The following is a 25043-nucleotide window of genomic DNA, read 5'->3' as shown; positions in this document are numbered from 1 at the left end:
GGGTCGAAGCCGCTCGGATCGGTCTCGAAGCTCGACAGGTAGATGCCGAGCTCGGCCGGGCCGGCCGCTCCCTGCGCCTCGGCTCCGGTGAGTGGATCGCTCTCGTCGAACACGTGGCACGCGCCCGCCGCCAAGGCAGTGAACAGCGCCAGCCCGAACAACGCCCTCACGCCGCTCCTCATCCGATCGCTCCTCTACGACTTCCGACCGCCCCGCCGCCGGCCCGGGCGGCTCAGTGTCCGTGCTCCTCCGGGGGGGTCGGGGGGGCCGGATCGCCCGACGCGGAACGCGCCTGTGCGAGGGCGTGCGCGACGACCGCGATGGCCCACAAGCCGACGAAGCTCAGGCAGATCCGCGTGATCGGGTCGAGTTCCATTGGACGGCTCCCCGTCGATTCGCGGGCGGGATGCTATCACGCCCCCCGCCGCCCCGCAGCCGGTATCGAGGGACCCGCGGGCCAGGCTCCGCGGCGCCTTCTCAGCACGGCCGTGACCCAGAAACCGTCCGGCTCGAAACCCAGCCGGCGGTAGAGCCGGCGAGCGCGGTCGTTGCCGGCCTGGACGTACAGGCAGAGTTTCCGGTTCCTCCGGAGCGCCTCTCGGCCGAGCTGGGCCACCGCGGCGCCGGCGCAGCCGGCGCACCGCTCCGACGGGACGGTGTACACGCCCTCGAGCAGGATCCGCGACCGGCTCTCGACAGGGGTCTCCGCCTTGAACACCGGACGATCCCATCGCTCGCCGACGTGGCTGGCCCCGGCGCGGATCAGGTCGCGGAAGTACCTCCGGTAGGCGGCGAGGTTCCCGCTGACCTGGTCCACGCCCAGATCCTCCCGGCACATCGCGGCGTGGGCTCTCAGCAGCCACCGGTGGTCCTCGGGCCGCGCGCGGCGGAGACGCCAGCCAGGGGGCGGCGCCGGTTCCCGGGGCTCCGAGGGCAGGGTCATGAGGATCTGGTCGCGGACCTCCACCACCGCCAGCCCGACCGACCCCGCGCGTTCGAGCAAAGGAGCGATCACCGTTCGGGGGCCGAACAGCACGTCTTCGTGACCGGCCAGTCGTGCGATCGCCCGGGCCAGCGCGGAGAGCACGGCAGGGTCCTGGCGGAGATCCGGATCCACGGCCACCGCCAGCCCCCGGTGGCGTGCCGCGACCGCCGCCGGCAGGCCGCCGCGTTTGACGACCAGGAGCCGAGGGGCGACCCCGACGAGCGCCCCGTCGATCAGCGCCGCGACGTGGACGTGCTCGGATGGCCGGCTTTCGGCGAGCCGCCGCAGCCGGGATGCGTCCCGGGGCGCCGGCGGCCCCAGGAGCAGCTCGCCGCCTTCTTCCGGTCGGGCGCTCGAAACGAGGCGTGGCCTCCGGATCAGCATCGCCGGACCACCGCGCGGACGACCCCGCGGATCTCGACCTCCTCCTCCGGCAGGCGGGGCATCCCCGCCGGGTCCGGCTCCTCCACGGCCCGGCCGTCGAACCGGAAGAACCGGACCTCGCCTCCCGGTACCAGAGCGAGGACGAGGTCGCCCCGATGAGCGCTCCGGCGCTCCTCGATGACCACCACGTCTCCCCGCCGAATCGCTTCACCGCGGAGCGAATCGTCAGCCGCCCGCAGGGCGTAAGTGCGTCCCGAACCGACGAGCCACGCCGGCAGGGCGATGGTGCGGTCGCCGACTCCGGTCTCCACCGGCCGGGCGTCGTGGACCCGCCCGAGCAGGGGCACCTCGACCGCCCGGGGCGCCTCGTTCTCCCCGACCACCTCGATGGAGCGGTTCTGGTTCCAGGAACGACGGAGAAGCCCCTTGCGGACGAGGTTCGTCACATGCTTGTGCACGGTGGCCACCGACGAGAGGCCGAAGTGGCGGCCGATCTCCTCGAGACTCGGCGAGTAACCCCGCTCTTCGATGAAGGACCGGACGAAGTCGTAGATCTGCTTCTGGCGCCGGGTCAGTGCCATCGCGTCCCTTCCCGGCGGCCCTCCCGCCCGGTCGGAGGCGGACCGGCCGGCGACCCCGACGGCCGGCGAGCCCCGGGGCCGATGTTCCGACGGCAGTATAGCAAAAGCGAATCGAAAGCGGGCCGGACGCTCCCCGGCCGAAACGCCCGGCCGGCGGGACTTTGCGGGGGAACGGGGGCGGTGGTACCGTCCGTCGCATCACGCTCATGCCGACGACGACGCCGCGGTGCCTCCTCCTCGTCCTCCTCGCCGCCGCGACCGGTGTCGCGCGCGGTGCCTCGGGCGACGTTCTTTTCCCTCCCCCCCCTCCGGCCGTCGCGCGGAGGCTCGCGGCAACGATCGAACGCCTGGGACGCGAGGTGAAGCCGGCGGAGCGGGATGCGCTGTTCGATCAGATCGTGGACGCCGGTTCGGAGGCGATCCCGATCCTCCTCGCGGAGATCGAGAAGCGGAACCCGCGCACGTGGAGCCTCGGCATCCAGGCGCTGGGGGCGATCGGCGATCCGAGGGTGATCCCTCGCCTGCGGGAGGAGCTGAAGGGCCTGCGCGGGAGGCCCGCGATGGACGTGCTTTACGCGCTCGCCCTGGCGGGTGACCGCCGGGCTCTGGTGGACGCTCTCCGCAGCACCCACGCGACGGTTTCGTTCGAGCAGGGGACGACCGCCGTGGACTACATCGCGGGAGCGCTCGGTCCGGACGCCGTGCCCACGCTGATCGAGGAAATCCCCCGGCGCGCGAAGAACTCGAGGGTGGCCGGCCTCGGAGCCCTCGGGACGATCGCCGATGCGTCGGCGGTGCCGTTCCTCCTCCGGTGGTCTCGACAGCCGGAGCCGCTCGATCGCCGCTTCGCGCTCATGGCGCTCGCCCGAATCGGAGACCCCCGAGCCGCCCCGAGACTCATCGAGGCTCTCGAGGACCCGGATCTGGACGTGCGGGTCGCCGCCGCCGAGGGGCTCGGCTACCTCCGCGCCGAGGAGGCGATCCCCCGCCTCGCCGCCCTTCTCGGCAAGCCGTCCGTGCTGCGGCCGAAAGCGATCTGGTCCCTCGGTCTCATCGGCGGACCGGAGGCCGCCGCCGCGCTGCGCGCGAGCTGGACCGATGTCTCGGAACTGGAGAAGCCGCTCGTCGTCGAGGCCCTGGGGCGGGCCGGGGACCCCGAATCGGCCCCCCTCCTGGGCGAGATCGCCCGCGGGGAGGACACGCAGCTCGCCTCGCTCGCGGTGGATGCCCTGTCGCGCCTCCACGGCCCCGCGTCGAGCGCGGCTCTTCTCGCCGCCTGTTCGGGTGCGGGCTCGCACGAGACCCGCGAGCGCGCCGCGGGAGAGCTGGTCCGGAGGAGGGACCCGCGATCCGTGCCGTGCGTGCTGAAGCTGCTGCGCGAGGAGGTGGAGCGGCGCAACGGCCTGTCACCGGAAGCGAGCGCCATGCTCGCCGAGCTCCCTCTCTTCGCTCCCCCGGGCGCAGCGGAAGCGTTGGAGACGATGGCGGATGCGGTGCGCGCTCCGGCGATCCGGTACCACCTTTCCTCGGCGGCCTCCGCCATCCGCACGGTCCAGCGGTTGGGCGCGGAGGTCGACCCGTGGCTGGCTCTGCTGAACCAGGGAACCGCAGAGGAGATCGACCTCGCGATCCGGTGGCTGGGAGAGCTGGGCGATGCCCGCGCGGTCGAGCCGCTCTGCCGCCTGATCGGGAGGCTCGAGCCGGCTCGAGCTCATCTGGTGCCACAGGCGCTGGGACGGATCGGTAGCGAGCGGGCCACGTCGTTTCTCGTGTCCCTCCTCACGGAGGAGTCGTACCGGGATCCGGAACTCCGCCGCACGCGGGAGGAAGCGGTCCGGGCGCTGGCGCGCTATGCCCGCTCGAAGCACGTCGCCCAGGAGCTCGAGCGGGCCTTCCGGGCCGAGCACGCAAGGACGGTCACGCCTCTGCTCGCCTACGCGCACATCGTGGGGCGCGAGGGGATCCCCCGGTTGATGATGCTCAAGCGCGAGTTGCTCCGCCGCAGGGGACGCCTGCAGGTGCTCCGGCACGAGAAAGTGAATTGGGCGCTCCGGCTGCTCCGGACGGGCCGTCCGATCCCGTGGGAGGAGCTGCGCGACCCCTCGTGAAGCGCCGCTCAGGCGCGCGCCCCCGCCCGGGCCGGGGTTACGCGCCGCGGGCCGGGACGGGAGGCGAGGATCTCGTCCAACTCGCCCGCCTCGTAGGCCCTGTTGAACGCCTCGACGACCTCCGGCGCGAAGGCGATCCCCTTCAGGTCGTTGATCCGGGCCACCGCGCTCTCCACGTCGAGGGCGTTCTGGTACGGCCGGTCGGTGGTCATGGCGTCGAACGCGTCGGCCACCGCGATGATCCGGGCCTGCAGGGGAATCTCCTCGCCCCGAAGACCGGCAGGATATCCCCCGCCCTGCCAGCGCTCGTGATGGAAGCGGAGCCCCGGAATGATCCCCTTCATCTGCGGGATCCGCCCCATGATCTTCGCCCCCCTGTCGGTGTGGGTCTTCATCACCTCGAACTCCTCGGGGGTGAGCGCCGAGGGTTTCTTGAGGATGGCGTCGTCGATCCCGATCTTCCCCACGTCATGGAGCAGGGACGCGACGTGGAGTTCGCGCAGCACGTCCCGGCTCTGCCCGAGATACCGGCCGATCACCACCGCGTAGCGGTTGACGCGCACGGAGTGACCCTTGGTGTAAGGGTCCTTCTCGTCGATCGCGTCGGCGAGGGCCCGGATGACGCCGAGGAACATCGCGTTGGCCTCGCGGGCACCGGCGCGGAACCGCTCCACCAGCTCGCCGAGCTGCCGGGCCATGCGATTGAAGCTCCGGGCCAACTGATCGAGTTCCCGGACCCTCGAGGGGGCGGCGTCGACGGAGAAGTCGCCGCGAGCCAGGCGCCGGGAGATTCCCGCGAGCCTCGTGATCGGCCGGCTGATCGCCCCGCCCAGCACCAGCGCAGCCACGAGCGCCAGCCCCGCCGCCAGGGCTCCGCCGAACGTGACGTCCTCGAGCATGCGGCGCACCGGCGCGAGCGCCAGGGCTTCGTCGACCTCCACCAGAACGCCCCACCCCTGATCGGTGGTGCTGAACGAGCCGAGCACGCGCCGCGTGCGCCCGTCCGGCTGCCGAATCTCGTAGGCGCGGGCTCCTCGCGCTCCGCCCGCCGCGCGCAGCAGCTCGGCCACGATCCCGCGCTCGGCGAGCGTCCCGGACGGCCCGTCTCCCGACGAAGCCACCACCTGCCCGGTCGGGTCGATCAGGAGAACGCGTGTGGGAGGCGGGACCGACGACTTCACCTCGGCCCACAGTTCCTGCAGCAGGGCGATCTCCTGGAACACCCCGAGCAGCTCGCCGCGGCGCTGCACGGGGGCGGACACGGTCACGGCGAGGATCCGGCTCGGTCCCAGAGCGTAGGGCCCGCCGAGAACCGCTTCGCGGGCGGCCGCCGGGACCGGCGCGGCGCCGCTCTCAAGGAGAATGCGGCCGTCGCGGTCGAGCGCATCCCGCAGTTCGTCGGTGAGGACGAGCTCGGGGGCCATCACCGCCGCGGGGCGGCCCCGCACCGGCGTGAAGCGGGCCAGGACCACCGTGCGGTCAAGGAACTCCTCGAGCGCCGGTACACCCCCCCGGCTGCCGAGCAGCTCCGCCAGCTTGACCGCCTCGCGTCCGGTCTGCTGGAGGAAGGCATCGAACCGCTGGGCAACGGAGGCGGCGACCTGGAGCTGGCGCTCCTGCTGCGCGGTCACCAGCGACTCGCGCATCCCCCGGACCGTCAGCCAGCCGAATAGGGCCAGAGGGGTCAGGGCGACGCCGAGGACCACGAGGAGAAGGACCAGGAAGAGCGGCACCTTCGGGGTGCGCTCCCACCCGGCCTCCAAACGCTCTTCGCGCCGTTCGCTGCTCTGCTCGTCGTGCAAGCCGCCCTTTCCCGTCGAACGGGTGTCGACCCTCGCTGTCGAATGTGGCCTGGAGCCGCCTGCGGGGCAATCCGGGTGTCGGAAACTGAACACCCCCCTCACACGCGCCAGGGGTTCGGCCCCCGGAGGAGCTCCGCCAGATCCGGCCCGGGAGTCGCGGCAGCGCGCTCCATCCGCGACGCGTGCTCCCGGTCGAAGACCGGAGCCTGCACGGCCCGGAGCACACCGATGGGAAGCGGAAACTCCGGCGGCGACATCTGACCGAGCATGAAGGCCGTGGCCGGGCTCTCCTGGCTTTCGTCGTGGATCAGCACGGCCGCGTCGTCCTTGTCCGCGTCGACGATCCGTGGCAGGCCGTCGGGCCCGATCGCGATCCCGCGTTCGAGCGCCTTGCCGAAGCGCATCGGCTTCCCGTGCTCCAGATAGAGCACGTTCTCGTGCCTGCCGTCCCTGTCGGTGAGCGGCGCGAACGCGCCGTCGTTGAAGATATTGCAGTTCTGGTAGATCTCGACGAAGGAGGCTCCCCGATGCTCCGCGGCGCGCTTGAGGACCGCGCGCAGGTGGGCGCCGAAGCGGTCGATCGACCGTGCGACGAACGTGGCGTTCGCCCCCAGCGCCACCGACACCGGGTTGAACGGCCGGTCGAGGGAGCCGTCCGGAGACGAAGGTGTGCGCTTTCCCCGCTCGGAGGTGGGCGAGTACTGGCCTTTCGTGAGCCCGTAGATGCGGTTGTTGAACAGCAGGATGTTCACGTCGACGTTCCGCCGGAGCGCATGGATCAAGTGGTTGCCCCCGATCGCCAAGGCGTCGCCGTCGCCGGTGATGACCCAGACCGACAGCTCGGGGTTCGCCAGCTTGACCCCCGTTGCGAACGTCGGCGCGCGCCCGTGAACCGTGTGGAAACCGTACGTCTCGACGTAGTACGGAAACCGGCTCGCGCACCCGATTCCCGACACCACCACGAAGCGCTCTCGCGGAAGACCCAGCTCGGCGAAGACCGTCTGGACAGCGTTCAGGATCGCGTAGTCCCCGCAACCGGGACACCAGCGAACCTCCTGGTCGCTGGCGAAGTCTTTCTTCCGCAGGCCCGGCGCTCCGGTGGGATTCATGGTTGCGCTCCCAGCATCGCTTCGGCGCGCTCCTCGATCTCGTAGACCCGGAACGGCTGGCCCTGGATCTTGTGCAGGCCGTCGAGCGGGCGGTGGAAGGTCGCTTCGAGAACGCGCTGGAGTTGGCCGCTGTTCAACTCGGGGACGAGCACTTTCGAGAATTTTTGGATCAGCTCCCCGAGTCCGCGCGGCAGGGGATTGAGATGCCTCAGGTTCAGGCTGGCCACGCGGCGCCCGCGGTCCCGCAACCGCGCGACGGCCTCCGAAACCGCTCCGTACGTCCCGCCCCACCCGAGGACCAGGAGATCGTCACCCTCCTCGCCCTGGTCGAGCTTCGCCGGCGGCAACTCGCGCGCGATCGCCTCGAGCTTGGCTGCGCGGAGCCGGACCATGCGCTCGTGGTTGGCCGGATCGTACGAGACCTCTCCTTTCTCGTTCTTCTCCAGTCCACCGATGCGATGTTCCAGGCCCGGCGTTCCCGGCTTGATCCACGGCCGGGCGAGCGTCCGGGGGTCCCTCGCGTAGACACCGGAGAATTCGGCCGCGTCGACGAGGAAACCGGGATCGATCGGCTCGATTTCCTCCGGGTCCGGGACGCGCCACGGCTCCGCTCCGCTCGCCAGATAACCCTCCGAGAGAACGATCACGGGCGTGCGGAACCGGATCGCGACCCGGGCCGCTTCGAGCACGGTCCAGAAGCAATCCCCGGGACTCCCGGCGGCGAACACCGGAAGAGGCAGCTCTCCGTGGCGCCCGTACAGCGCCATCAGGAGATCGGCTTGCTCCGTCTTGGTCGGCATGCCCGTGGACGGCCCGGCACGCTGTACGTCGATCACCAGCAGCGGCAGCTCGACCATCCCAGCCAGGCCGATGATCTCGCTCTTCAGGACCATTCCCGGGCCGCTCGTCGTGGAGACTCCGAGTGCACCGGCGAAGGAGGCGCCGACAGCCGCGCCGACCGCCGCGATCTCGTCCTCCGCCTGGAACGTGAGCACGCCGAATCGCGCCAACCGGCTCGCGCGGTGCAGGATCGTCGACGCCGGCGTGATCGGGTAGGAACCCAGGACCACCTTCAGACCGCTCTTCTGCGCCACCGTCGCCAGCGCCAGGGCGACCGCTTCGTTGCCGTCGAGGTTGCGGTAGGTCCCCGGCGGGAAATCCGCCGCCGGCACCTCGTAGACGGTCTGGAAGATCCCGACGGTCTCCGCGTAGTTGTACCCGGCCCGGAGCGCCTTCTCGTTGGCCCGGGCCAGCTCGGGCCGGCGCGCGAACTTCTCCCGGAGCCAGCCGACGGTCGGCTCGACATTCCGGCTGTACAGCCAGTACAGGATCCCGAGCGCGAAGAAGTTCTTGCACCGATCGACTTGCCGTGTCGTCAAGCCGGAGTCCGCCAGCGCCTCCCGCGTGAGGCGTGTCAGCGGAACGCGGAAGAGCCGGTATTCCGACAGCTCGTCCCCGTCGAGCGGGTTGCGCGAGTAGCCCGCCTTTTTCAGGCTGGTCTCGTCGAACGCGTCCTCGTTGACGATGAGGACACCTCCCCGCTTCAGTTCGGGAAGATTGACGCGCAGCGCGGCGGGGTTGAAGGCCACCAGCGCATCGGGACGGTCGCCGGGAGTCCGGACATCGTGGGACGAGAACTGCAGTTGGAACCCGGACACGCCCGGGAGCGTCCCGGCCGGCGCCCTGATCTCCGCCGGATAGTCGGGGAAAGTGGCCACGTCGTTGCCGGCGAGGGCCGAGGTGGCCGTGAGCTGGCTCCCGGCGACCTGAATTCCGTCCCCGGAATCGCCGGCCAGCCGGACCGTCACCTCGGTCAGCCGCTGCCGGTTCGGCGGCGTCGCCTTCGGGCCGTGAGAACTCGTCATCGCGGTGGTCCCGTCGGATCGGTTGCGAAAAGGGTCGGAGTCTAACGCGGATCGGGGGCGGGCGCCCCGGCCCCCGGGAACGATCCCCAGCGCCATTCGACGAGTTCCCAAGTCTCGACCGGCTGCGTGGAGCGCTCGATCACGAGGCGCGAGGCGAGTTCGACCCCGCCGTACCGGTGCCATTCTTCGTACCGCACCACCTCGTCCGGGACCTTGCCGCTCCCGCGGGCCCCGCCGAACCAGATTTCCAGCCGGTCGATCCCCCCGCCCTCCGGGCGCAGGACGAGCCGCAGCTCCCCCCCGCCGGGGAGGTCCGCCGCCAGAGCGGGGCAGTTCCGGTCCCCGCAGGAGGCCTCCTCCGCTCGCCCCGCGAGCACTCCGCCCGCCACGGCCGCGGCGAGCACCGCCGGCTGCCGGTAGGCGAATGCCTCCACGCGCTCCGCTCCGCCGAGATAGGCCGAGGCCGGCGGGCGGCCCCTTCGGACGACCCGCGCGCTGTTCCCGGGGGCTGCCGCCTCCATCGTCCAGCCCGCGCCGCTGACGCGGAGCCGGAGCTGCTCGGCATCCGCCCGGAGCTCGAGCGTCGCTTCGGCGGGCCCGGCCGGCGTTTCCTCGCGGGCCGCGTAGCGCGCCTCGAAGGGAGATCCGGCGAAACCGCCGGGAGCGAGGCGGTCGAGCAGCCGGCGCGCGAGCGCCGACGCCTCTCCCGCTTCGTCGTCATCCCCGGGCGGGCAGCGGAGGTCCGGTGCCTGTGGACAGAAATCGGCCGCGGGAAGGCGCGGCGCTTCCGCGAGAGCCGGTGGAGCCGCGAGCCCCGGCGCGAGCACGGCTGCCATCGCCGCCGGCGGCGGGAGATCCCTCGCCGCCGCCGCCACCTCCGGCGCGCCGGGCGGCGCGCTCCAGCGCCGCGGTGGAGGCCAACGCCAAGGGGTGGCGCCCGCGGCCCCGTCGAGGAGGCGCTCGGCAGGTTCCAGGGACTCGGCGAGCGCGTCCAGCCTCCGCCGTGCCGCCACGAGCGCCGGTTGGCTCGGTGGCAGTTCGCGAAACGATGGCGGGCCGGCGAGCATCGTCCGCCACGCGTCCTGCACCCTTTCGCAGGGCACTTCCGCGGAGAGCGCGAGAACGGCCGCCGTCCCCGCGCCGATCAGCTCGGCGTGCGCCTCGGCCCGGCCACCCGTCGCGACGGACAGGCGCTGGGCGATGGAGCCGGGTCCTTCCGCCAGCAGCTCCGCCAGCAAAGCCAACGCCGGACCGTGCCGGCCGGCCGTCTCGTCCGGCACGGGGATGGCCAGCGCGAGGCCGCAGCGGGAGGAATCCTGGTCGAGCACCACCCGGCCGCCCTTTCCCAGCGCGACCGGCCCGGGTCCCTCCGCGCGGGGCAGCCCCCTCAGCGTCTCGGCGATCCGTGCCGCGAGGCGCGGGTCTCCCGCCTCCCGCACGAGGACCGGGCTTCCGCGGGCCGCCTCGAGCCAATCGGCGAGCCGTTCGGGGGTGAGCGCGTCTCGCTCCCCCGGGAGGAGGCCGCGTCCGGCACCGGAGGGAACGAGCATGGCGACCGCGGCATCGCGCGCCAGCCGGCCCGGCCCGTCGGCCCGCGCCGCATCGGCGATCGCGGCCCCGAGCGCTTCCGGACCCGGATCCGGAAGCTCGGCCAGCCGTCCGAGCAACTGGACGACTTCCTCCTCCCGGCCGGGTTCGGCGACGAAGCCCCCGGCCGGTCCCCACGGGAGGATGCCGGCCACGGGCCGCACTCCTCCGGAATCGGCGGCCAGGGTCCGCGTCACCGCTTCCAAGGCGACGCGGCCCGCCTCGGGGGGCTCCGCGTCCGGCCAGATCAGGACCGCACCGCCTCCCCGCTTTCCGGAGGCCTCCAGGCCCGGCGCGGCGGCCACGAAACCGCCGCCCGAGGCGAGCAGGAGGGTGAGGACCGCCAGGCGGGGCACCGGACTGCTGCTCACCGGCTCGCGCCCCGGAGCAGGCGATTCGCCGCGTCCACCACCGCCTTCTCGAGGTTCGCCAGGCGCCGCTCGCGCGACTGGACGGTGTGGCCGGCGATGTGCGGCGTGGGCAGGACGGCCGGGTGGCCGACGAGCCGCGGGTCGGGTTCGGGTTCCCCGCGGAAGACGTCGAGAGCGGCGCCGGCGATCCTTCCCTTTTCGATCCCTTCGTACAAGGCGGCCTCGTCGAGGATCTCGCCCCTGGCGGTGTTGACGACGAAGGCCCCCGCGGGCAGGAGGTCGAGTTCCGCGGGACCGATCATGTCACGCGTTTCCGGCGTGAGGGGGCAGTGGAGGGTGAGAAACTCCGCCTCGGGCAGCAGCGCCTCGAGGCTCCACCGCCGCTCGGCCCCCACCAGCGCGAACCGCTCGTCCTCCACGTAGGGATCGACGGCGATCACCCTCATTCCCGCGGCGCCGGCGAGGCGGGCCACTCGGGTCCCGACCCGGCCGAGACCGACGATGCCGACGGCCGCCCCGTGGAGCTGCCGGCCCGCGCACCGGTCGCGGTCCGGCCATGTCCCCCCGGCGAGCGACCGCCAGTGGTCCCGGACGCCGCGTGCCAGGGCGATCATCGACATCAGCGTCAATTCGGCGACGGCGGCGGCATTCTCCGGCTCGACCTGGATCACCTCCACGCCACGCTCCCGGGCCGCCCCGGTGTCGACGTTGTCGATCCCCGCGCTCGCCTGGATCACAGCCCGCAGCCTCGGGGCGGCCGCGAGCAACCCGGCATCCACCCGGTGGACGGTCCGGGTGACGATCAGCTCGGCGGCCGACACGGCCGCCCGCCATTCCCCTGACGCGGGCACGATGATCCGCAGATCGCCGTACGCGGCGAGGCGTTCGGGCAGTCCCGGCTCGGGGGGTGGGGCGAGGAGAACGGTTCTCGAAGGTCTCATCGGCGGGCGATTATGACCGCGGTCGTGCTAGCTTGACAGGTGCGGAAGGGAACCCTACAAGCCGGTCGAGGTAGCGGCGCCGCGGCGCAGCGCGGCCGGTTTCCCGCGCGGAGGCGGTCCACCGATCCGGAGCGCCGTCCCGGTGGGGTGAACGGCCCGCGGGGAGGCGGCCCTCCGCGCCCGCGGACCGGCCGGAGCGGAAATCCCGCCCGCGGAGGGGACGATGGACGCGCTGTGGCCCGCGATCGGACTCGTTCTGGGAACCATCGCCGTCACGCTGCTGGCCGTACTCAGCGGGGCGCTGGTGCTGACCCTGTTGGAGGTCCGCGGCGCGGCGCGGCGCCTTCGCGACACGCTCGAGCGCCTGACGCCACCGGCGGAGGAGACGCTGGAGGGGCTGAGGGAGGTCTCGCGGACGGCTGCCGACGCCACGCGGCAGGTCAAACGTCTCGGCGGGCAGATCGGGCCCATCGCGCAATGGCTCGGCCGGCACGGCGGCCTCCTGCCGGCCGCCGCCGGACTCCTCGGCGCCCTGGCGGCCTATCGCACCGCGCGGCGGGCTCGCCCCGAGGGCCGGCAGCGGGGCAAGCGCATCGTTTCCTGACTCGACCGGGCGGCGCCGCCGGTGCCGCGCCGCCCTTCAGGCCGGTCCCCCTCGACCGGCAAGCAAGGAGGACACCATGGCAGCCAACGATTCGGGTGGTTCGGTGCTGGCCGGATTCCTGCTGGGAACCATCGTCGGCGTGGCGATCGGCCTTCTGACGGCCCCGAAACCGGGAAGGGAGACCCGAGAGGACCTCGCGCGCTGGGCCGACAGCGCGCGCGAGAAGGCGCGGGAGCGCCTCGGCGATCTGCAGGAGCGCGCGGAACGGGTCCGGCACGTGGCGGCCGAGAAGGGGGAGAAGGTCAAGGAGCTCGCCGGCGAAGCGGGACAGAAGGTCCGCCACGCGGTGAGCGCCGTGCGCGAGCGGTTGACCGCTCCCCGTGAGGAGGGGTCCGCCGACGCCTGACCCGCCGCGCGTTCCCCGCGTGGGATCGGTATGACCCGCGCTTCCCCGCACGCCCCGGCGGGAAGCGCGAGGGGTGTCGGCGCGCGCCGGGAACCCCCTTCCCTTCGCGCGCGTTTTGCGAGAGAATCGGCCCGGACCGGAGAGTCGACCGGCAGACGCGGCGGAGCCCTCCCGCCATCAGCGCCCGGAAGGGAGGGCTCGTGTTTGCTGGCAGCGTTCGTTTCGGCGGATACCTGAGAGCTCTGCGACTGGCACGCCGCTTGACGCTCGACGACGTCGAGCGGATGACCTCCGGTGACCCCGAGCCGGTCACGCGAAGCCTGCTATCCCGCCTGGAGAACGGCAAGGCGCGCGTGTCGCTGTTGAAGCTCCTCGCGCTCGCCCGCGTGTACCGGGTGAGCGTCGGTGTTCTCGCCGATCGGCTGGAGCTGGCCCACGCCGCCGAGCGGGTCCGCCGGGCGGCCGCGGCGGCGCCGCGAAGCGAACTGGTCGACCGGGCGCGCCGCGCGGCGGAAGCCGGGGACCTGCGCGAGGCCCTGATGCTTCACGAGCGGGCGATGGGACCGGGACCGGGTGCAGCCGTCCAGGCGCGCCTCTCGCTGGCCCGGGCCCTGCTGTCCGCCCGCCGGCCGCGCCTCGCCAAGGTGATCCTGGAGGAGCTGCGCCTGGAGGAGCTCGGCCCGGAGGATCGCGCCCGGGCGGTGGCTCTCCTCGCCGCGGCCGCGATCGGCAGCGGAGAGACTCTCGCCGCGATCGGCTTCGCCCGCTGCCTGGACGACCTCCCCGGTCCCCTGCCCGAGGACGTCGAGCTCGACAAGGCGCTGGTGGCGGCGGAACTGGCCACGGCGCAGGGAGACCTCGCCCGCGCGGGCGAGGCCTGGATGGAGGCGGCGGGAGCGGCCCAGCGTGCCGGCCACCCCGCGGAGGAAATCCGGTGCTACGTCTCGCTCGCCGCGCTGGAGCGCCGGCGCGGGCGATGGTCCGAGGCGCTGTTCTGGGCAAGGAAGGCTCTGCGCACCGCGGGGACTTCGTCCGAGCACCGCGGACGGGTCGCGGCCCTCATCGAGTTGGGGCGGGTGCACGCCAGCCGCGGGGGCACCGCCTCGGCCCGCCGGGCGTGGGCCGAGGCCCGGCGCAGTGCGCGCGAACTCGGCCTCCGGGAGGAGCTATGCGAGGTCTACGCCGAGCTGTGGCGGCTGGCCGAACGGGAAGGCGACAAGGCATCGGCGCGCGCCTGCCTGCGCTCCCTCCGGCATCTGGCCCGCTGCGTGGAGCGGCTTCCGGCCGCGGCCCCCGAGCTCGCCGCCCGCCTGGGGCAGCCTTCGCGCCGTCACGCCGGGTGAGGCGCCTCACCGAGAGCGCGCAGGTACTCGAAGGAGTAGATGCCGGTGTCGTGGCCGTCGCTCCAGTCGAAGCGCACCCCGTAGCCGCCCACCGCCTTCCAGCCGGTCGCCCGCAGGTCGTCGGGAATCCGAGCGGGATCGTAACGGCGCCGGCCGGTCAGCTCGTCGACACACTCCGCGCAGGGGCAGGCGCGGCGGAGCCGGGCCGGCGGGTGGATGTCCTCCCTCCCGTCGCTCCACGCGATGCCGATCTCCCCGTTGGGGAAGATCTCGATCGCCCGCGGCACCACCTCGCCCACGGCTTCCCTCCGCTCAGAGCTCCGTGTCGAGCGGCCTCGGGACGGCCGCGGGCCCGCTGACCCCCTCCGGCAGGCGCCCGGCGACCGCGACCACCGTCGTGGAGAGCCCCCCGCGCACCCGGAAGAACCCGGTGACGCGCGCCCACGCGGGATCGCACGCCGCCACCACGTCGTCGAGGATGCGGTTGACGGCCGCCTCGTGGAAAGCCCCCTCGTCGCGCCAAGACCACAGGTAGAGCTTGAACGACTTCAACTCGACGATGGACGCGGCCGGCACGTACTCCAGGACGATGGTGGCGAAGTCCGGCTGTCCGGTCCGCGGGCACACGCAGGTGAACTCGGGCGCCACGACCCTGACGAGATACGGCCGGTCCGGGGCGGGATTGGGGACGACCTCGAGTTCTCGCGACGGCGCAGCCATCGGACCTCCCGCAGGACAGCGGGGAGGATGACGGCGAAGCCGCTCTCCCGCAACCCCGCGCGGGAAGAGGAGTTGGACGCCCCGTCCCCGTCCGGGAGCGTTCCCCCCAAGACAGGGGTCAACCGGGGGACGGTCCGGCCGATGAGAGTGCCGGGACTCCGTACCGGGCCGGAGGGCCGAAGGAGCTCAGCGTATGCCGGACATCCAGGCGGTCGCCCCCGTGGATCTGGCCGAGGGCCTCCAGCGGGCCGGCAACGACCGCGCCTTCTACAAGGAATTGTTGGAGATGCTCGTGGCGGACCTGCCGCGCCAGGCGGCCGAGATGCGCACCGCCCTCGAGCGCGGGGACCTGGAGGCGCTCCGCAGGACCGCGCACGCCGTGAAAGGGGCCGCCGCCTCCCTTGCGGCGGGGACGGCGCGGGAACTGGCGTTCCAGATCGAGACGTTCGCCCGATCCGGCCGGCCGGACGGGATCGCCCCTCTCATCACCGACCTCGAGCAGGAGGGCGAACGACTCCGAGCGTTCGCCGGGGAACTGTGAGCCGCCCCCTCCCCATTCTCATCGCCGAGGACGAGCCGGTGACGCGGCGCCTTCTGGAGAGCGCGCTGCGCGAGATGGGCCATCGCGTCATCGCCACCTCGGACGGTCTCGCCGCGTGGGAAGCGATCCGCCGGCACCGCGCGCGCATCGTCATCGCCGACTGGATGATGCCCGGGATGGACGGGTTGGAGTTGGTCCGCCGCATCCGGGCGATGCCGGACAGCAGCTACATCTACACGATCCTCCTCACCGCCAGGCACGAAAAGCAGGACGTCGTCGCCGGACTGGCGGCCGGTGCCGACGACTACGTGGTCAAGCCGTTCGACAGGGACGAGCTGATGGTGCGCATTCGTGCGGGAGAGCGTGTGGTCCGCCTCGAGGAGGAGCTGGCGCGGAGGAACGAGCAGCTCAGACGCCTGACGCTGATCGACGAGCTGACGGGGATCGGAAACCGGCGGGCGTTCGACGAGTCTCTGCGCCGGCTTCACGAACACAGCCGGCGCTTCTGCCACCCGCTGGGCCTGATCATGGCCGACATCGACAGGTTCAAGGCCTACAACGACACCAAGGGTCATGAAGCCGGTGACGACGCGCTGCGGGCCGTGGCGCGGATTCTCAAGGAGTCGGTGCGGACGGGGGATCTCTGCTTCAGGTACGGCGGGGAGGAGTTCGTCTGCCTGCTCCCGGAAACGACGCTGGACGGTGCTCTGATCGTGGCCGAGCGCCTCCGGGACCGGGTGAGGGATGCCGGACTGCCGCACCCCGGGAATCCACCCTTCGGCGTGGTCACGATCAGCGCGGGGGCTTACGCGCTGGAACCGGGAGCGCTGATCACCCCCGAGGAACTCCTCGGCCGGGCCGACCAGGCCATGTACGAGGCCAAGCGCTCGGGGCGCAACGCGGTCCGCGCCTGGCGCACACCCGCCCTGCAACTCTGAGGTGCCGCCGGGAAGGTGCTCGGGCGCGCCGGAAAGACCGGCGCCAGGGCCCGTCCGCCTCCGTCTCCCGCGTCCCGGACGCGGGCCCCGATCGACCCGCGCCACCGCAGCGCACCTCCCGCCAGCCTCGCGGCAGGCCCGGCATCCCGAAGCTCCGAGCGCCCGCTTCCGCGGTGCCGGCAGGGTCCGGCGCCGCCTTCGAGTTCGGCCCGGACGGCCGTGACCGGCGTCGCGCCGGTCCTGCCCGGCGGCTCCGGCGAACGAGCCGGCGAGGGCGGCCGGCCGGCGAGCGCCGCGGCGGCGGCCCGCCTCGCGGAAACCGCCACGCGAGCGATCCTTCCCGGATGCGAGGCGGGGGCCGGAAGCGCTATCATCTCGCCTCCGGAGGAGACATCCATGCACATCCGCATCGACTACTGCGGCGTTTGAAACTACTACCCCAAGGCCGCGAGTCTCGCGGCCGCGATCAAAGACGAATTCGGGGTCGAGCCGGAACTCGTGCGAGGGAGCGGAGGCGTGTTCGACGTGTGGGTGGACGGCGAGCGCATCTTCTGCAAGCACGAGGAAGGGGATTTTCCGGACACCGCCGACGTCCTGTCGCGCATCCGGTCGCGGACCGGCTGAGCGATCCCGCCTGGAGTCCTCCGCTGCGCGCTGCTATTCTCCTCTCGGCCCGGTCCGGGGCCGTCCGGGCGCCGGGACCGGCGGCGGAGAACCGGATGTGACCAGCGGTGCGCGCGGGCCCAGAGACGACTTCTTCTGCTGGAAGTTCCGCGTCTGGTACAACCTCGAGGACTGCGCGTTCCGGCACGCGTACGGCACGACGGAAGACTGCGCGGCGTGCGAACAGGGCGCCGCCAATCTCAAGGTCCTCGGATCGCCGCCGCCTCCTCCGCGCTGGGCGGAGATCCTCTCCGTTTCCCGCCGCCGCGTCCTCCGCCGGATCCGCGGCGCCGCCCGCTGACGATGGCCGCACCCGCGGACGTGCCGGAGGAAATCCGCCGGCTCCAGAAGGTCGAGCTGCACCAGCACGTGGACGGTTCGATCCCGCCCCGGACCCTGTGGGAGATGCTCCGCTCCCACGAGCTGAATCCGGTCGAGACCTTCGAGGAGATGCTCGACCGGCTCGAGCTCCGCGAAGAGGAGGAAGGCTCGCTCCTCGCCTATCTCGACAAGTTCCACTATCCCCTCTGGATCACGCAGTTCTACGAGAACATCCAAGCGGTCTCCGAGGCGATCGTCCGGGACGCGCTGCGGCACAACGTTCGGGTCCTCGAGCTGCGCTATTCGCCGCTGATCCACACCTACGGCGGCCTGACGGTCCGGCAGGCGATCCGGGCCGTGCTGTCGGGGTTCAACCGGGTCCGGCAGGAGCATCCCGAGATCCGGTGCGGACTCATCGTCATCGCGATGCGCCAGCATGGACCGCACATCGCGAAGATTCTCGCCCGGCAGGCGCTCGCCGAGGCGCAGCACCTGCACGAGCGCACCGGCGTGGTGGGCTTCGACATCGCCGGTCCCGAAGCGGGAAATCCGCCGCGCCTGTTCCGGGAAGCGTTCGACGTGGCGCGGAAGGGACGATTGGGCCTCACGGTCCATGCCGGCGAGGCGGCGGGGGCGGACTACATCTGGCAGGCCGTCGACGACCTGGGCGCCGACCGGATCGGCCACGGCTGCGCCGCCGTGGCCGACAAGGAGCTGCTTCGCCGGCTCGCGCGGGACCGCATTCTCGTCGAGTGCTGCCCGACATCGAACCGCCAAACCGGGGCGGTGCCGCGCGGGGCCCGGCACCCGATCCACACGTTCCTGGAGTACGGCGTTCCCGTCGCGCTCTGCACCGACAACACCACCGTGTCCCGGACGGACCACGACCGGGAAGCCGCCGCTTTCGCCCGCGAGGCGGGGCACCGAGGGATCGATCTCCTGCGCGAGATCTACCGCGTGGCCGCGCGACACAGCTTCATCGAACCGAGACCCTCGGTCGAGAACGACTGATGCGCCCGGGCCGGATCGCGGCCGCGCTCGCGGCGACGGCGGCGGCGCTGCTGGCCGCCGCGGCTCCGGAGGAGGAGCCGCCGGAGCCCGATCGCTGGGGCCCCCTCCCCCAGGAGCTGGTGGCGGTGCTGGAAGCCAAGAGCGCCGGCTACCGGAGGCGTGCGCTCAAGTTCACCTGCATCGAGCAGACCAGGAGCGCTTCCTATCGCGGCGACCAAGCGGGGGCGCAGGATCGCTCCGCGGTCGAGTACCTGCTCGTGCGCGACGACCGCGAGCCCGGGGGGTTCCGGGCCCTCCGCAGCCGGATCGGCTCCGCCGGTCGCCGGGAGGTCGAGGCCGAGCACGGCTTCCCCGAACCGTACCTCTGGACGCAGCTGTTCGATCCGGCGATCCGGTCCACCCTCCGTTTCGCCGTCGGAAGCTGGCACACGACGCCGTACAAGCTGGCGATTCCGATTCACTGGCGTTCTTCGGCCCCGGTCGCGACCGGCCGGCGGATCACCGAGTGGTCGGGAACGGCCCAGATCGAGTACCGCACGGGGAACCTGATCGAGATCACCGCGCGCCCGAATCTCCAGGATTCGAGGATGGAAAAGGAGCTCGAGCGGTATCTCACCGCGTTCCGCATCCTGGGCTTCTCGCTGGCCGCCCCGCCCGTCGGAAAAGAGCTCACGGTCCGGTACGGCTACGAGCACGAGGGGTTCACCTACCCGACCGAGGTGGAGCTGCACACCTTCCGGCAGGTGAGCCGGACCGCCCGCTCCACCGTGAGCCGGAAGACGGTGCGCTACGTGGACTACCGCTTCTTCGGCACGGAGATCCACGACGAGATCCCACCGCTGCTCTTCGATCCGCGGGCGGAGGTGGCCGACGGCCGCTGATCGAAGGACCGCATCCCGCGTCACGAACGGGTCCTCCTCCCCCCTGGGCTCCTGTCGCTATAATCCGCCATCCTTTTAGCCGGTGGCCGCGAACATGGTCGAGGTGAGCGGACTCACGAAACGGTTCGACACCGTCGTCGCGGTGGACGGCGTCTCGTTCACCGCCCGCCCCGGAGAGATTCTCGGCGTGCTGGGGCCGAACGGCGCCGGGAAGACCACCACTCTCCGGATCGTCGCCGGGTTCCTCGAGCCGAGCTCGGGCCGCGTCGCCGTCGACGGGATCGACGTGCTCCGGGACTCGCTGGCGGTCCGCCGCCGGCTCGGCTTCCTCCCGGAAAACAATCCCCTCTACCCCGAAATGCGGGTGGGCGAATACCTGCGCTTCCGCGCCGCTCTCAAGGGAATCCCGCGCCGTAGTCGCGACGAGCGCATCGCGGCGGTGGCCGGGCGCTGCGGGGTGGCCCAAGTCCTCGAACGGGTGATCGGGCGGCTGTCCCGCGGATACCGCCAGCGTGTCGGTCTGGCCGACGCGCTGCTCGCCGACCCACCGGTGGTGATTCTCGACGAGCCGACGGTCGGACTCGATCCGAACCAGGTTCGGGAGGTGCGGGGACTCGTTCGCGAGCTGGGGCGCGACCGCACCGTCCTCCTTTCGTCCCACGTCCTGGCCGAGGTCGAACAGACCTGCGACCGGGTGGTCATCTTCCACCGGGGGCGCATCGTCGCGGAGGACTCGACGGACGCGCTTCGCGGCCGCCTCGGACGGGGAGCCCTCGTGACGGCCGAGATCGCCCCCGGCGATGCCCATCGCGCCGAGGAGCTCGCCGCCGGAGTGGCCGAGATCCGCTCCAGCGAGCGACTCGAAGACGGGTGGCTCCGGCTCACCCTCGCGGCGGACAGCGACCCGCGCGAACAGATCTTCCGGCGCGCCGCCCTTTCGGGCGTCGTCCTGCGGGAGCTCACCCGCCGCCGGCTGAGCCTGGAAGAGGTCTTCCACGAGCTGACCGCCGACGAGACGCCGCGAGAAAACGCGGGGGAGGAATCCGGCCGATGAATGCGCTCCGCGTCACGCTGGCGGTGGCCGGGCGGGAACTCCGGGCCTACTTCCTGCAGCCTCTGGCCTGGATCGTGCTCACCACCATGCTCCTCGTCGAGGGTCTGAATTTCTGGTATGTCATCGCGCTCTCCAACGGTGCCGGGGCGTCGTTCGTCGAAGTTGCGCGGCTGTTGTTCAGCTCCCTCCTGTTCTGGCTTCCGCTGCTGGTGGCCATCCCGGTCGCCGCGATGCGGTTGATCGCCGAGGAACGTCAGAGCGGAACGCTCGAGGCGCTCCTCACCGCTCCGGTGACCGAGGGGCAGGTCGCGGTGGGCAAGTTCCTCGGCGCCTACGCGTTCTTCCTCGTGCTTCTCGCGCCGCTCCTCGTGGACCTCGTCCTGCTGGACACCTATGGAGAAGTGGACTGGAGGGCGGCCGCCGCGGGGTTCCTGTCGCTCGCCCTCACCGGGGCCTACCTGCTCGCCGCCGCGATGTGCGCCTCCGCGCTCTCCCGCAGCGCCATCGTCGCCGCGATCACCGGTTTCATCCTCGTGATGGCGCTGTTCGTGACCCCTTACCTCGGCGCCCGGCTCACCGAGGGGACGGACTGGTTCCGATTCTGGGACCAGCTCGACCTTCTCACCGCCCTCGACGAGATGGCGCGCGGGATCGTGAAGTCGAACCGCATCGTCTACCCCGTCACCGGGACGGCCGCGCTCCTCTTCGCATGTGCCCGCCTGATCGAGCTGGTGAAGGGCCGCTGAAATGTGGACCCAGCAGCGCGTCAAGAAGCTGTCCTCCGCTACCTCGCTGATCAGCGTGGCGGTGCTCGTGGTGATCGCCAACTACCTGGGGGCCAAGCACTACGTGCAGTGGGACTGGACGGCCGGCGGGCTGTACACGCTCTCCCAGAGGACCGAGCTCGTCCTCGAGCAACTGGACCGGCCGGTCAGGTTCGTGTCGTTCCTGGTCCCCGAAGAAGAACTCAACCCCGACGCCGTGGAACAGATCCACGTCCTGCTCGAAGCGTACCGCGCGGCCAACCCCGGCATGGTTTCGGTGGAGATCATCGATCCTCGCCGGGATCCGGCGCGGACCCGCGCCCTGCTCAACGAGTTCGATCTCGACCCTCTCACCGACGCGACCGACATCGTGATGGTCGCGTCGGGGGACCGGCGAAAGCAGGTGCGGCTCGACGAAATGCTGGAATACGACGAAGGCGGATTCGGGCTGCCCGGCGGGGTGAAGAGCCTCACCGCCGAGGCGGCCCTGACCGGAGCCGTCGTGGCGGTGACCCGTTCCCGGCGCCCGCTCGTGCAGTACGCCGTCGGCCACGGGGAACGTCCGATGAGGGGCGGTGAGGAGGGGGCGCTCGGGCACTTCATCGAGGCCCTCGAGCGAGAAGACACCGAGATCGTCGAATGGGACGCGCTCGGTGCCGAGGCGGTGCCGGAGGGCACCGACCTGGTCATCGTGGCCGGGCCTTCCCAGCCCTGGCTGGCGCCGGAACGCGACGCACTCGGTCGCTATCTCGAGTCGGGGGGCGCCGCGCTGATTCTGCTGGAGCCGACCTTCCGGCGGGCGGGCGGCGGGAACCTGGTTCCGAGCGGGCTGGAACCGGTGCTGAAGCGGTGGGGACTCACACCGCGGGAGGACATCGTCATCGACCCCGCCGCCACCGTGCCCCTCGTCGGCGCCGAGACGTTCTTCGCCGACATCTCGCCCGACCATCCGAGCACCCGGAATCTCGGCTCCCGGCGGGCCCTGTTCACGTTGGCGCGCTCGATCGCGATGGACGATCCTCCGCCGGAAGGCGTCGTTCTCACCGCGCTGGTCTCCTCCACGGGCGAAGCGTGGAGCGAGCAGGACCTCGACGCGCTTTCCCGGCGGGTGGAGCGGGACGACGACGAGCCGCGCGGCCCGCTCCCCGTCGTGGTGGCGGCGGAACGGCGGGAGGGCGAGGAAGCCGGCGGCACGGAACCGCAGGGGGATGAAGAAGAAGCGGGCAGCCGCTCGGGCCGCGGCGGGAGGATGATCGTCGCCGGAGACGTCGACTTTCTCCTGAACGGATCTCTCGACCAGCTTTCCAACCGGGCCCTCGCCCTGAACCTGGCGGAATGGCTGCTCGAGGGAGACCGGCGCCTCGGAATCCCGCCGAAGGAGCGGACGCTGACTCGCCTCTTTCTCACCGCGGACCAGCTCTATCTCGAGCTGCTCCCGCTTCTCGTTCTGGTGATTCCGCTGGCCGCGGTGGCGGCAGGCCTCGGGGTCTGGTGGCGGCGGCGGGAGACGGGAGGGAGCCGATGAGGCCACGGACGGCACTCCTCCTGTTCGCGGCCGCCGCCGTGGCGTCGGCGGTCGTGCTCCTGTGGGAGCGCCGCCTGCCGGGCACCGACGAGCGGCGGGAACAGGAGGGTCGTCTCGTCCCGTACCTGGCGGTCGAGGATGTCTCCCGGATCGAGATCGAAAGGCCCTCGGGCCGGCTCGTGCTCGAGCGCGCCGGAGAAGACTGGCGCCTGCGGGAACCGGTGGATGACCGCGCGGACTCGTGGGAGGTGGAGGCGCTGCTCCGGGACCTGATCGAAGCGCACGTCCGGACCCGGGTGCCCGCGGGGGAGATTAAGGGAGGCGACGAGGCGACGGGGCTGGGCGGCGCCGCGCCCCAGGTGACGCTGGTCGCCGGCTCCCGGCGCTTCGTGCTCCGGGTCGGGACCGTGGCGGCCCCCGGCCGCGTGCGCTACGTGAGGGTTGCTGGGGACGACCGCCTCGCGGTCGTCGACGAAGCCGTGGCCAGGGCCGTGGAGCGGCCGGCGGAATCGCTGCGCGACCGGGACCTCTTCCACTTCTCGACCCTCGACATGAAGGCGATCAGGGTCGAAAAGAACGGTCGGACCCTCTTCGAGCTGGCCAAGCGGGACTCGGGGCGCTGGTGGCTCACGAGCCCCGTCGAGGACGAAGCGGACCAGAGCACCGCCTCCCGCATCGCCGGCGCGCTGGCGGCCCTGCGCGCCGAGCGGTTCGTCGACGACCCCGGCGCCGATTCCGTTCTCGCCGCCCCCGAGTGGGTCGTGACCATCGACCACGGATCGAGTGAAGGACCCGAGGTGCTCGCCATCGGCGGAGCGCGCTCGGGCGGGGAGGCGAGGTACGCGAAGGTGACCGGACGGCCGGCCCCCTTCGAACTCCGGGCGGAGGATCTGATCGAGGACCTCGCGTCGGGCGCAGAGAAGCTCCGCTCGCGGCTGGCCCTCGACTTCGTCCCCTACGAGGTCCGATCGGTCACGCTCGAAAGGGACGGCCGCAGGGTCGTCGTGGAGCGAAACGCCGGCGAGTACGAGCCTGCGCGGAAATGGGTCTGTCGCGAGCCGGACGGTTTCGACCTCGCCCCCGAAAAGGTCGATCCGTGGCTGGACGGCCTGTCGGGAATCGCCATCGTCCGCTTCGTCGACGATGCCGGGCGCGCCGGCGCGGCGTTCGAGGAACCGCTGGCGCGGATCGCGCTCACGCTCGGGGACCGCGACGGGAGGAGCCTCGAGCTGATCGTCGGCGGCGAGACGGATGGGGGCCTCTTCGCCCGGCGTCCCGACCGGCCGCAGCCGTTCGTGATCGAAGAGAAGGCCCGCAGTCTTCTCGACGCCGAACGGCTGCACCGCGGACCCGACGGCGAAACCGGCGACTGATCAACCGCCGGGCGGCGCCGGGGGCGTTTTCTCCGCCGCTTCTCCCGCCTCGGATCCGGGCCCGCCCGCGTTGCCGGCAGCCGCGGGTGCGGGCGCGGCCGCGGGCTTGCCGATATACGGTTCCAGGTTGAGGAACTCCGGCTTGTACTGCGCGATGAGCTGCGCCGCTTCCCGCTCCATAGCGATCTTGAGCGCTTCTTTGAACAGTCGCTCCCGGATGTCCTTTTCGACCTCCTCGAACGGCCGCACATGTTCCGGTTCCACCTCCTTCGCCAGGAAAAGGTGGAACCCGTGCGCGCTGCGGACGATCTCGCTCAGTTCCCCTTCGTCGAGCTTGAGAACCACGTCCCGCACTTCGGGCAGCATCGGCGCGTCCCGGGTGATCCAGCCCAGATCGCCGCCCTTGATCGCGGAAGGATCGGTGGACAGCTCGCGGGCCACGTCCTCGAAGGCCTCCCCGCCGGCGATCCGGCGCCGGGCCTTCTCGATGATCTCCCTTTCGCGCTTCTGCTCCTCCTCCGGGGCGTCCTTGGCGACCGACCGGAGGAGGTGGAACAGGTGGATGCGCCGCGGCACGCGGAACAAGTCGTCGCGGTGCATGTCGTAGAACTTGCGCGCCAGTTCCCGGGTCGCCTTCTCCTTCCGCACGCGGGGCGCGACGAGCTCGTCCCGGTATTTGTTGAAGAGCAGCTCCATCCTGATCTGCTCCTTGCGCTCGTCCACCGACAGTCCCGCCGCCTCGAGCTGCTTCCTCCACTGTTCCGTCGAGTCGTAGCGGGCCATCTCCTTGGCGAGCTGCTCTTCCACCTCGGCGTCGGAAACCTCGAGCCCGCGTCGCTCGGCCTCCAGCGCGATGGCGACCATCTTCGTCAGCAGCTTCCGGCCCGCGTCGATGAGCGAGTACTCGTCGACCTGGAACGGCCCGGAGGCCGTCATCTGGATCTCCTGCATGGCGCACCAGTTGAACAACCAGGAGGCGGAGATCTTCGCGTCTCCGATGCGGACGACCGGGAGTTCTCTCGGGATGTGCCGGAGCTTCTGCAGCGGCGTCGGTTCCGGCCGCTTGCCGCACCCCCCGGCCGGGAGAAGGAGAGCGGCGGCCGCGAGGGCGGCGGCGGCGCGGATGGGGAACGGGTCGCGGGCTCGGTTCAGGCGCATCGTCGGAC

25 protein-coding genes and 1 pseudogene are annotated in these 25043 nt (G+C 71.8%); 14 read left to right on the top strand and 12 right to left on the bottom strand.

Annotated elements, in window-relative coordinates; genetic code table 11:
* From D6718_08340 to lexA, 3 genes are all read right to left on the bottom strand, one after another.
* A partial coding sequence (locus D6718_08340; GenBank protein ID RMG45205.1) for a hypothetical protein occupies positions 1 to 182 on the bottom strand: 182 nt, incomplete at its 3' end.
* Between the two features lie 230 nt (positions 183 to 412).
* Entirely contained in the window at positions 413 to 1369 is a 957-nt protein-coding gene (locus tag D6718_08335) for a GNAT family N-acetyltransferase (protein RMG45204.1), read from the bottom strand.
* Entirely contained in the window at positions 1363 to 1950 is a 588-nt protein-coding gene (gene lexA, locus D6718_08330) for a repressor LexA (protein RMG45203.1), read from the bottom strand. The genes D6718_08335 and lexA overlap by 7 nt, the downstream gene beginning before the upstream one ends.
* Before the next feature lie 206 nt (positions 1951 to 2156).
* Here lexA and D6718_08325 point away from each other — a divergent pair, with 206 nt between their 5' ends.
* On the top strand, positions 2157 to 4058 hold the full coding sequence (locus tag D6718_08325; GenBank protein ID RMG45202.1) for a HEAT repeat domain-containing protein: 1902 nt from the start codon (positions 2157 to 2159) through the stop codon (positions 4056 to 4058).
* Between the two features lie 8 nt (positions 4059 to 4066).
* Here D6718_08325 and D6718_08320 read toward each other — a convergent pair whose 3' ends face one another.
* From D6718_08320 to D6718_08300, 5 genes are all read right to left on the bottom strand, one after another.
* Complete coding sequence (locus D6718_08320; GenBank protein RMG45201.1) at positions 4067 to 5860, bottom strand: HD domain-containing protein; 1794 nt, start codon at positions 5858 to 5860, stop codon at positions 4067 to 4069.
* Between the two features lie 98 nt (positions 5861 to 5958).
* The gene (locus D6718_08315) at positions 5959 to 6969 is read right to left on the bottom strand and encodes a 2-oxoacid:ferredoxin oxidoreductase subunit beta (GenBank protein ID RMG45200.1); all 1011 of its coding nucleotides are present in this window, start codon (positions 6967 to 6969) and stop codon (positions 5959 to 5961) included.
* Positions 6966 to 8834 (bottom strand): 2-oxoacid:acceptor oxidoreductase subunit alpha, encoded by a 1869-nt coding sequence (locus D6718_08310; protein RMG45208.1) that lies wholly within the window; start codon positions 8832 to 8834, stop codon positions 6966 to 6968. Before D6718_08310 ends, D6718_08315 begins: the two co-directional genes overlap by 4 nt.
* A gap of 41 nt (positions 8835 to 8875) precedes the next feature.
* Positions 8876 to 10777 (bottom strand): hypothetical protein, encoded by a 1902-nt coding sequence (locus D6718_08305; GenBank protein ID RMG45199.1) that lies wholly within the window; start codon positions 10775 to 10777, stop codon positions 8876 to 8878.
* Positions 10778 to 10788: 11 nt separating this feature from the next.
* Positions 10789 to 11733, bottom strand: a complete 945-nt coding sequence (locus D6718_08300) for a hypothetical protein (GenBank protein RMG45198.1) — start codon at positions 11731 to 11733, stop codon at positions 10789 to 10791.
* A gap of 223 nt (positions 11734 to 11956) precedes the next feature.
* Between D6718_08300 and D6718_08295 the strand changes: the two genes are divergently transcribed.
* The 3 genes from D6718_08295 to D6718_08285 all read left to right on the top strand — a co-directional run bounded on the left by D6718_08295 (position 11957) and on the right by D6718_08285 (position 14086).
* Positions 11957 to 12337 carry a hypothetical protein gene (locus D6718_08295; protein RMG45197.1) on the top strand — a complete coding sequence of 127 codons (381 nt, stop codon included), beginning with the start codon at positions 11957 to 11959 and terminating at the stop codon, positions 12335 to 12337.
* Between the two features lie 76 nt (positions 12338 to 12413).
* A complete protein-coding gene (locus tag D6718_08290; GenBank protein ID RMG45196.1) occupies positions 12414 to 12743 on the top strand; it encodes a YtxH domain-containing protein in 330 nt (109 codons plus the stop codon).
* Positions 12740 to 14086 carry a helix-turn-helix domain-containing protein gene (locus tag D6718_08285; protein ID RMG45195.1) on the top strand — a complete coding sequence of 449 codons (1347 nt, stop codon included), beginning with the start codon at positions 12740 to 12742 and terminating at the stop codon, positions 14084 to 14086. Before D6718_08290 ends, D6718_08285 begins: the two co-directional genes overlap by 4 nt.
* Here the strand turns inward: D6718_08285 and D6718_08280 are convergent.
* Together D6718_08280 and queF are read right to left on the bottom strand one after the other, a co-directional pair.
* Positions 14074 to 14538 (bottom strand): DUF971 domain-containing protein, encoded by a 465-nt coding sequence (locus D6718_08280; GenBank protein RMG45194.1) that lies wholly within the window; start codon positions 14536 to 14538, stop codon positions 14074 to 14076. The two genes, D6718_08285 and D6718_08280, sit on opposite strands and share 13 nt — an antisense overlap.
* Positions 14399 to 14806 carry an NADPH-dependent 7-cyano-7-deazaguanine reductase QueF gene (queF, locus tag D6718_08275; GenBank protein RMG45193.1) on the bottom strand — a complete coding sequence of 136 codons (408 nt, stop codon included), beginning with the start codon at positions 14804 to 14806 and terminating at the stop codon, positions 14399 to 14401. The genes D6718_08280 and queF overlap by 140 nt, the downstream gene beginning before the upstream one ends.
* Positions 14807 to 14999: 193 nt before the next feature.
* Between queF and D6718_08270 the strand changes: the two genes are divergently transcribed.
* Entirely contained in the window at positions 15000 to 15347 is a 348-nt protein-coding gene (locus D6718_08270) for an Hpt domain-containing protein (GenBank protein RMG45192.1), read from the top strand.
* Positions 15260 to 15697: pseudogene (locus D6718_08265) on the top strand (response regulator). Before D6718_08270 ends, D6718_08265 begins: the two are co-directional and overlap by 88 nt.
* A 455-nt stretch (positions 15698 to 16152) precedes the next feature.
* Here the strand turns inward: D6718_08265 and D6718_08260 are convergent.
* Positions 16153 to 16659, bottom strand: coding sequence for a hypothetical protein (locus D6718_08260; protein ID RMG45191.1), 507 nt, complete (start codon positions 16657 to 16659; stop codon positions 16153 to 16155).
* Positions 16660 to 16750: 91 nt separating this feature from the next.
* Here D6718_08260 and D6718_08255 point away from each other — a divergent pair, with 91 nt between their 5' ends.
* From D6718_08255 to D6718_08220, 8 genes are all read left to right on the top strand, one after another.
* On the top strand, positions 16751 to 16909 hold the full coding sequence (locus D6718_08255) for a hypothetical protein (GenBank protein ID RMG45190.1): 159 nt from the start codon (positions 16751 to 16753) through the stop codon (positions 16907 to 16909).
* A 97-nt stretch (positions 16910 to 17006) separates the two neighbouring features.
* On the top strand, positions 17007 to 17249 hold the full coding sequence (locus D6718_08250) for a hypothetical protein (protein ID RMG45189.1): 243 nt from the start codon (positions 17007 to 17009) through the stop codon (positions 17247 to 17249).
* 2 nt (positions 17250 to 17251) lie between these two features.
* Positions 17252 to 18280, top strand: coding sequence for an adenosine deaminase (gene add / locus D6718_08245; GenBank protein RMG45188.1), 1029 nt, complete (start codon positions 17252 to 17254; stop codon positions 18278 to 18280).
* On the top strand, positions 18280 to 19161 hold the full coding sequence (locus tag D6718_08240) for a hypothetical protein (protein RMG45187.1): 882 nt from the start codon (positions 18280 to 18282) through the stop codon (positions 19159 to 19161). Before add ends, D6718_08240 begins: the two co-directional genes overlap by 1 nt.
* 94 nt (positions 19162 to 19255) lie before the next feature.
* Positions 19256 to 20215 carry an ATP-binding cassette domain-containing protein gene (locus tag D6718_08235; protein RMG45186.1) on the top strand — a complete coding sequence of 320 codons (960 nt, stop codon included), beginning with the start codon at positions 19256 to 19258 and terminating at the stop codon, positions 20213 to 20215.
* Positions 20212 to 20961: a hypothetical protein gene (locus D6718_08230; GenBank protein RMG45185.1), complete on the top strand. Its 750-nt coding sequence runs from the start codon at positions 20212 to 20214 to the stop codon at positions 20959 to 20961. Before D6718_08235 ends, D6718_08230 begins: the two co-directional genes overlap by 4 nt.
* Position 20962: 1 nt before the next feature.
* Positions 20963 to 22504 carry a hypothetical protein gene (locus D6718_08225; GenBank protein ID RMG45184.1) on the top strand — a complete coding sequence of 514 codons (1542 nt, stop codon included), beginning with the start codon at positions 20963 to 20965 and terminating at the stop codon, positions 22502 to 22504.
* Positions 22501 to 23877: a DUF4340 domain-containing protein gene (locus tag D6718_08220; GenBank protein RMG45183.1), complete on the top strand. Its 1377-nt coding sequence runs from the start codon at positions 22501 to 22503 to the stop codon at positions 23875 to 23877. The genes D6718_08225 and D6718_08220 overlap by 4 nt, the downstream gene beginning before the upstream one ends.
* On the opposite strand, the gene D6718_08215 is transcribed toward D6718_08220, so the two are convergent.
* Positions 23878 to 25035, bottom strand: a complete 1158-nt coding sequence (locus D6718_08215) for a hypothetical protein (protein ID RMG45182.1) — start codon at positions 25033 to 25035, stop codon at positions 23878 to 23880.
* Between the last annotated feature and the right edge of the window lie 8 nt (positions 25036 to 25043).

The sequence above is a fragment of the Acidobacteriota bacterium genome (genome assembly GCA_003696075.1).
In the GTDB taxonomy this organism is placed as follows: domain Bacteria; phylum Acidobacteriota; class Polarisedimenticolia; order J045; family J045; genus J045.
The sequence above is the reverse complement of the archived record's forward strand: the minus strand, read 5'-3'. Positions and strand labels throughout refer to the sequence as shown.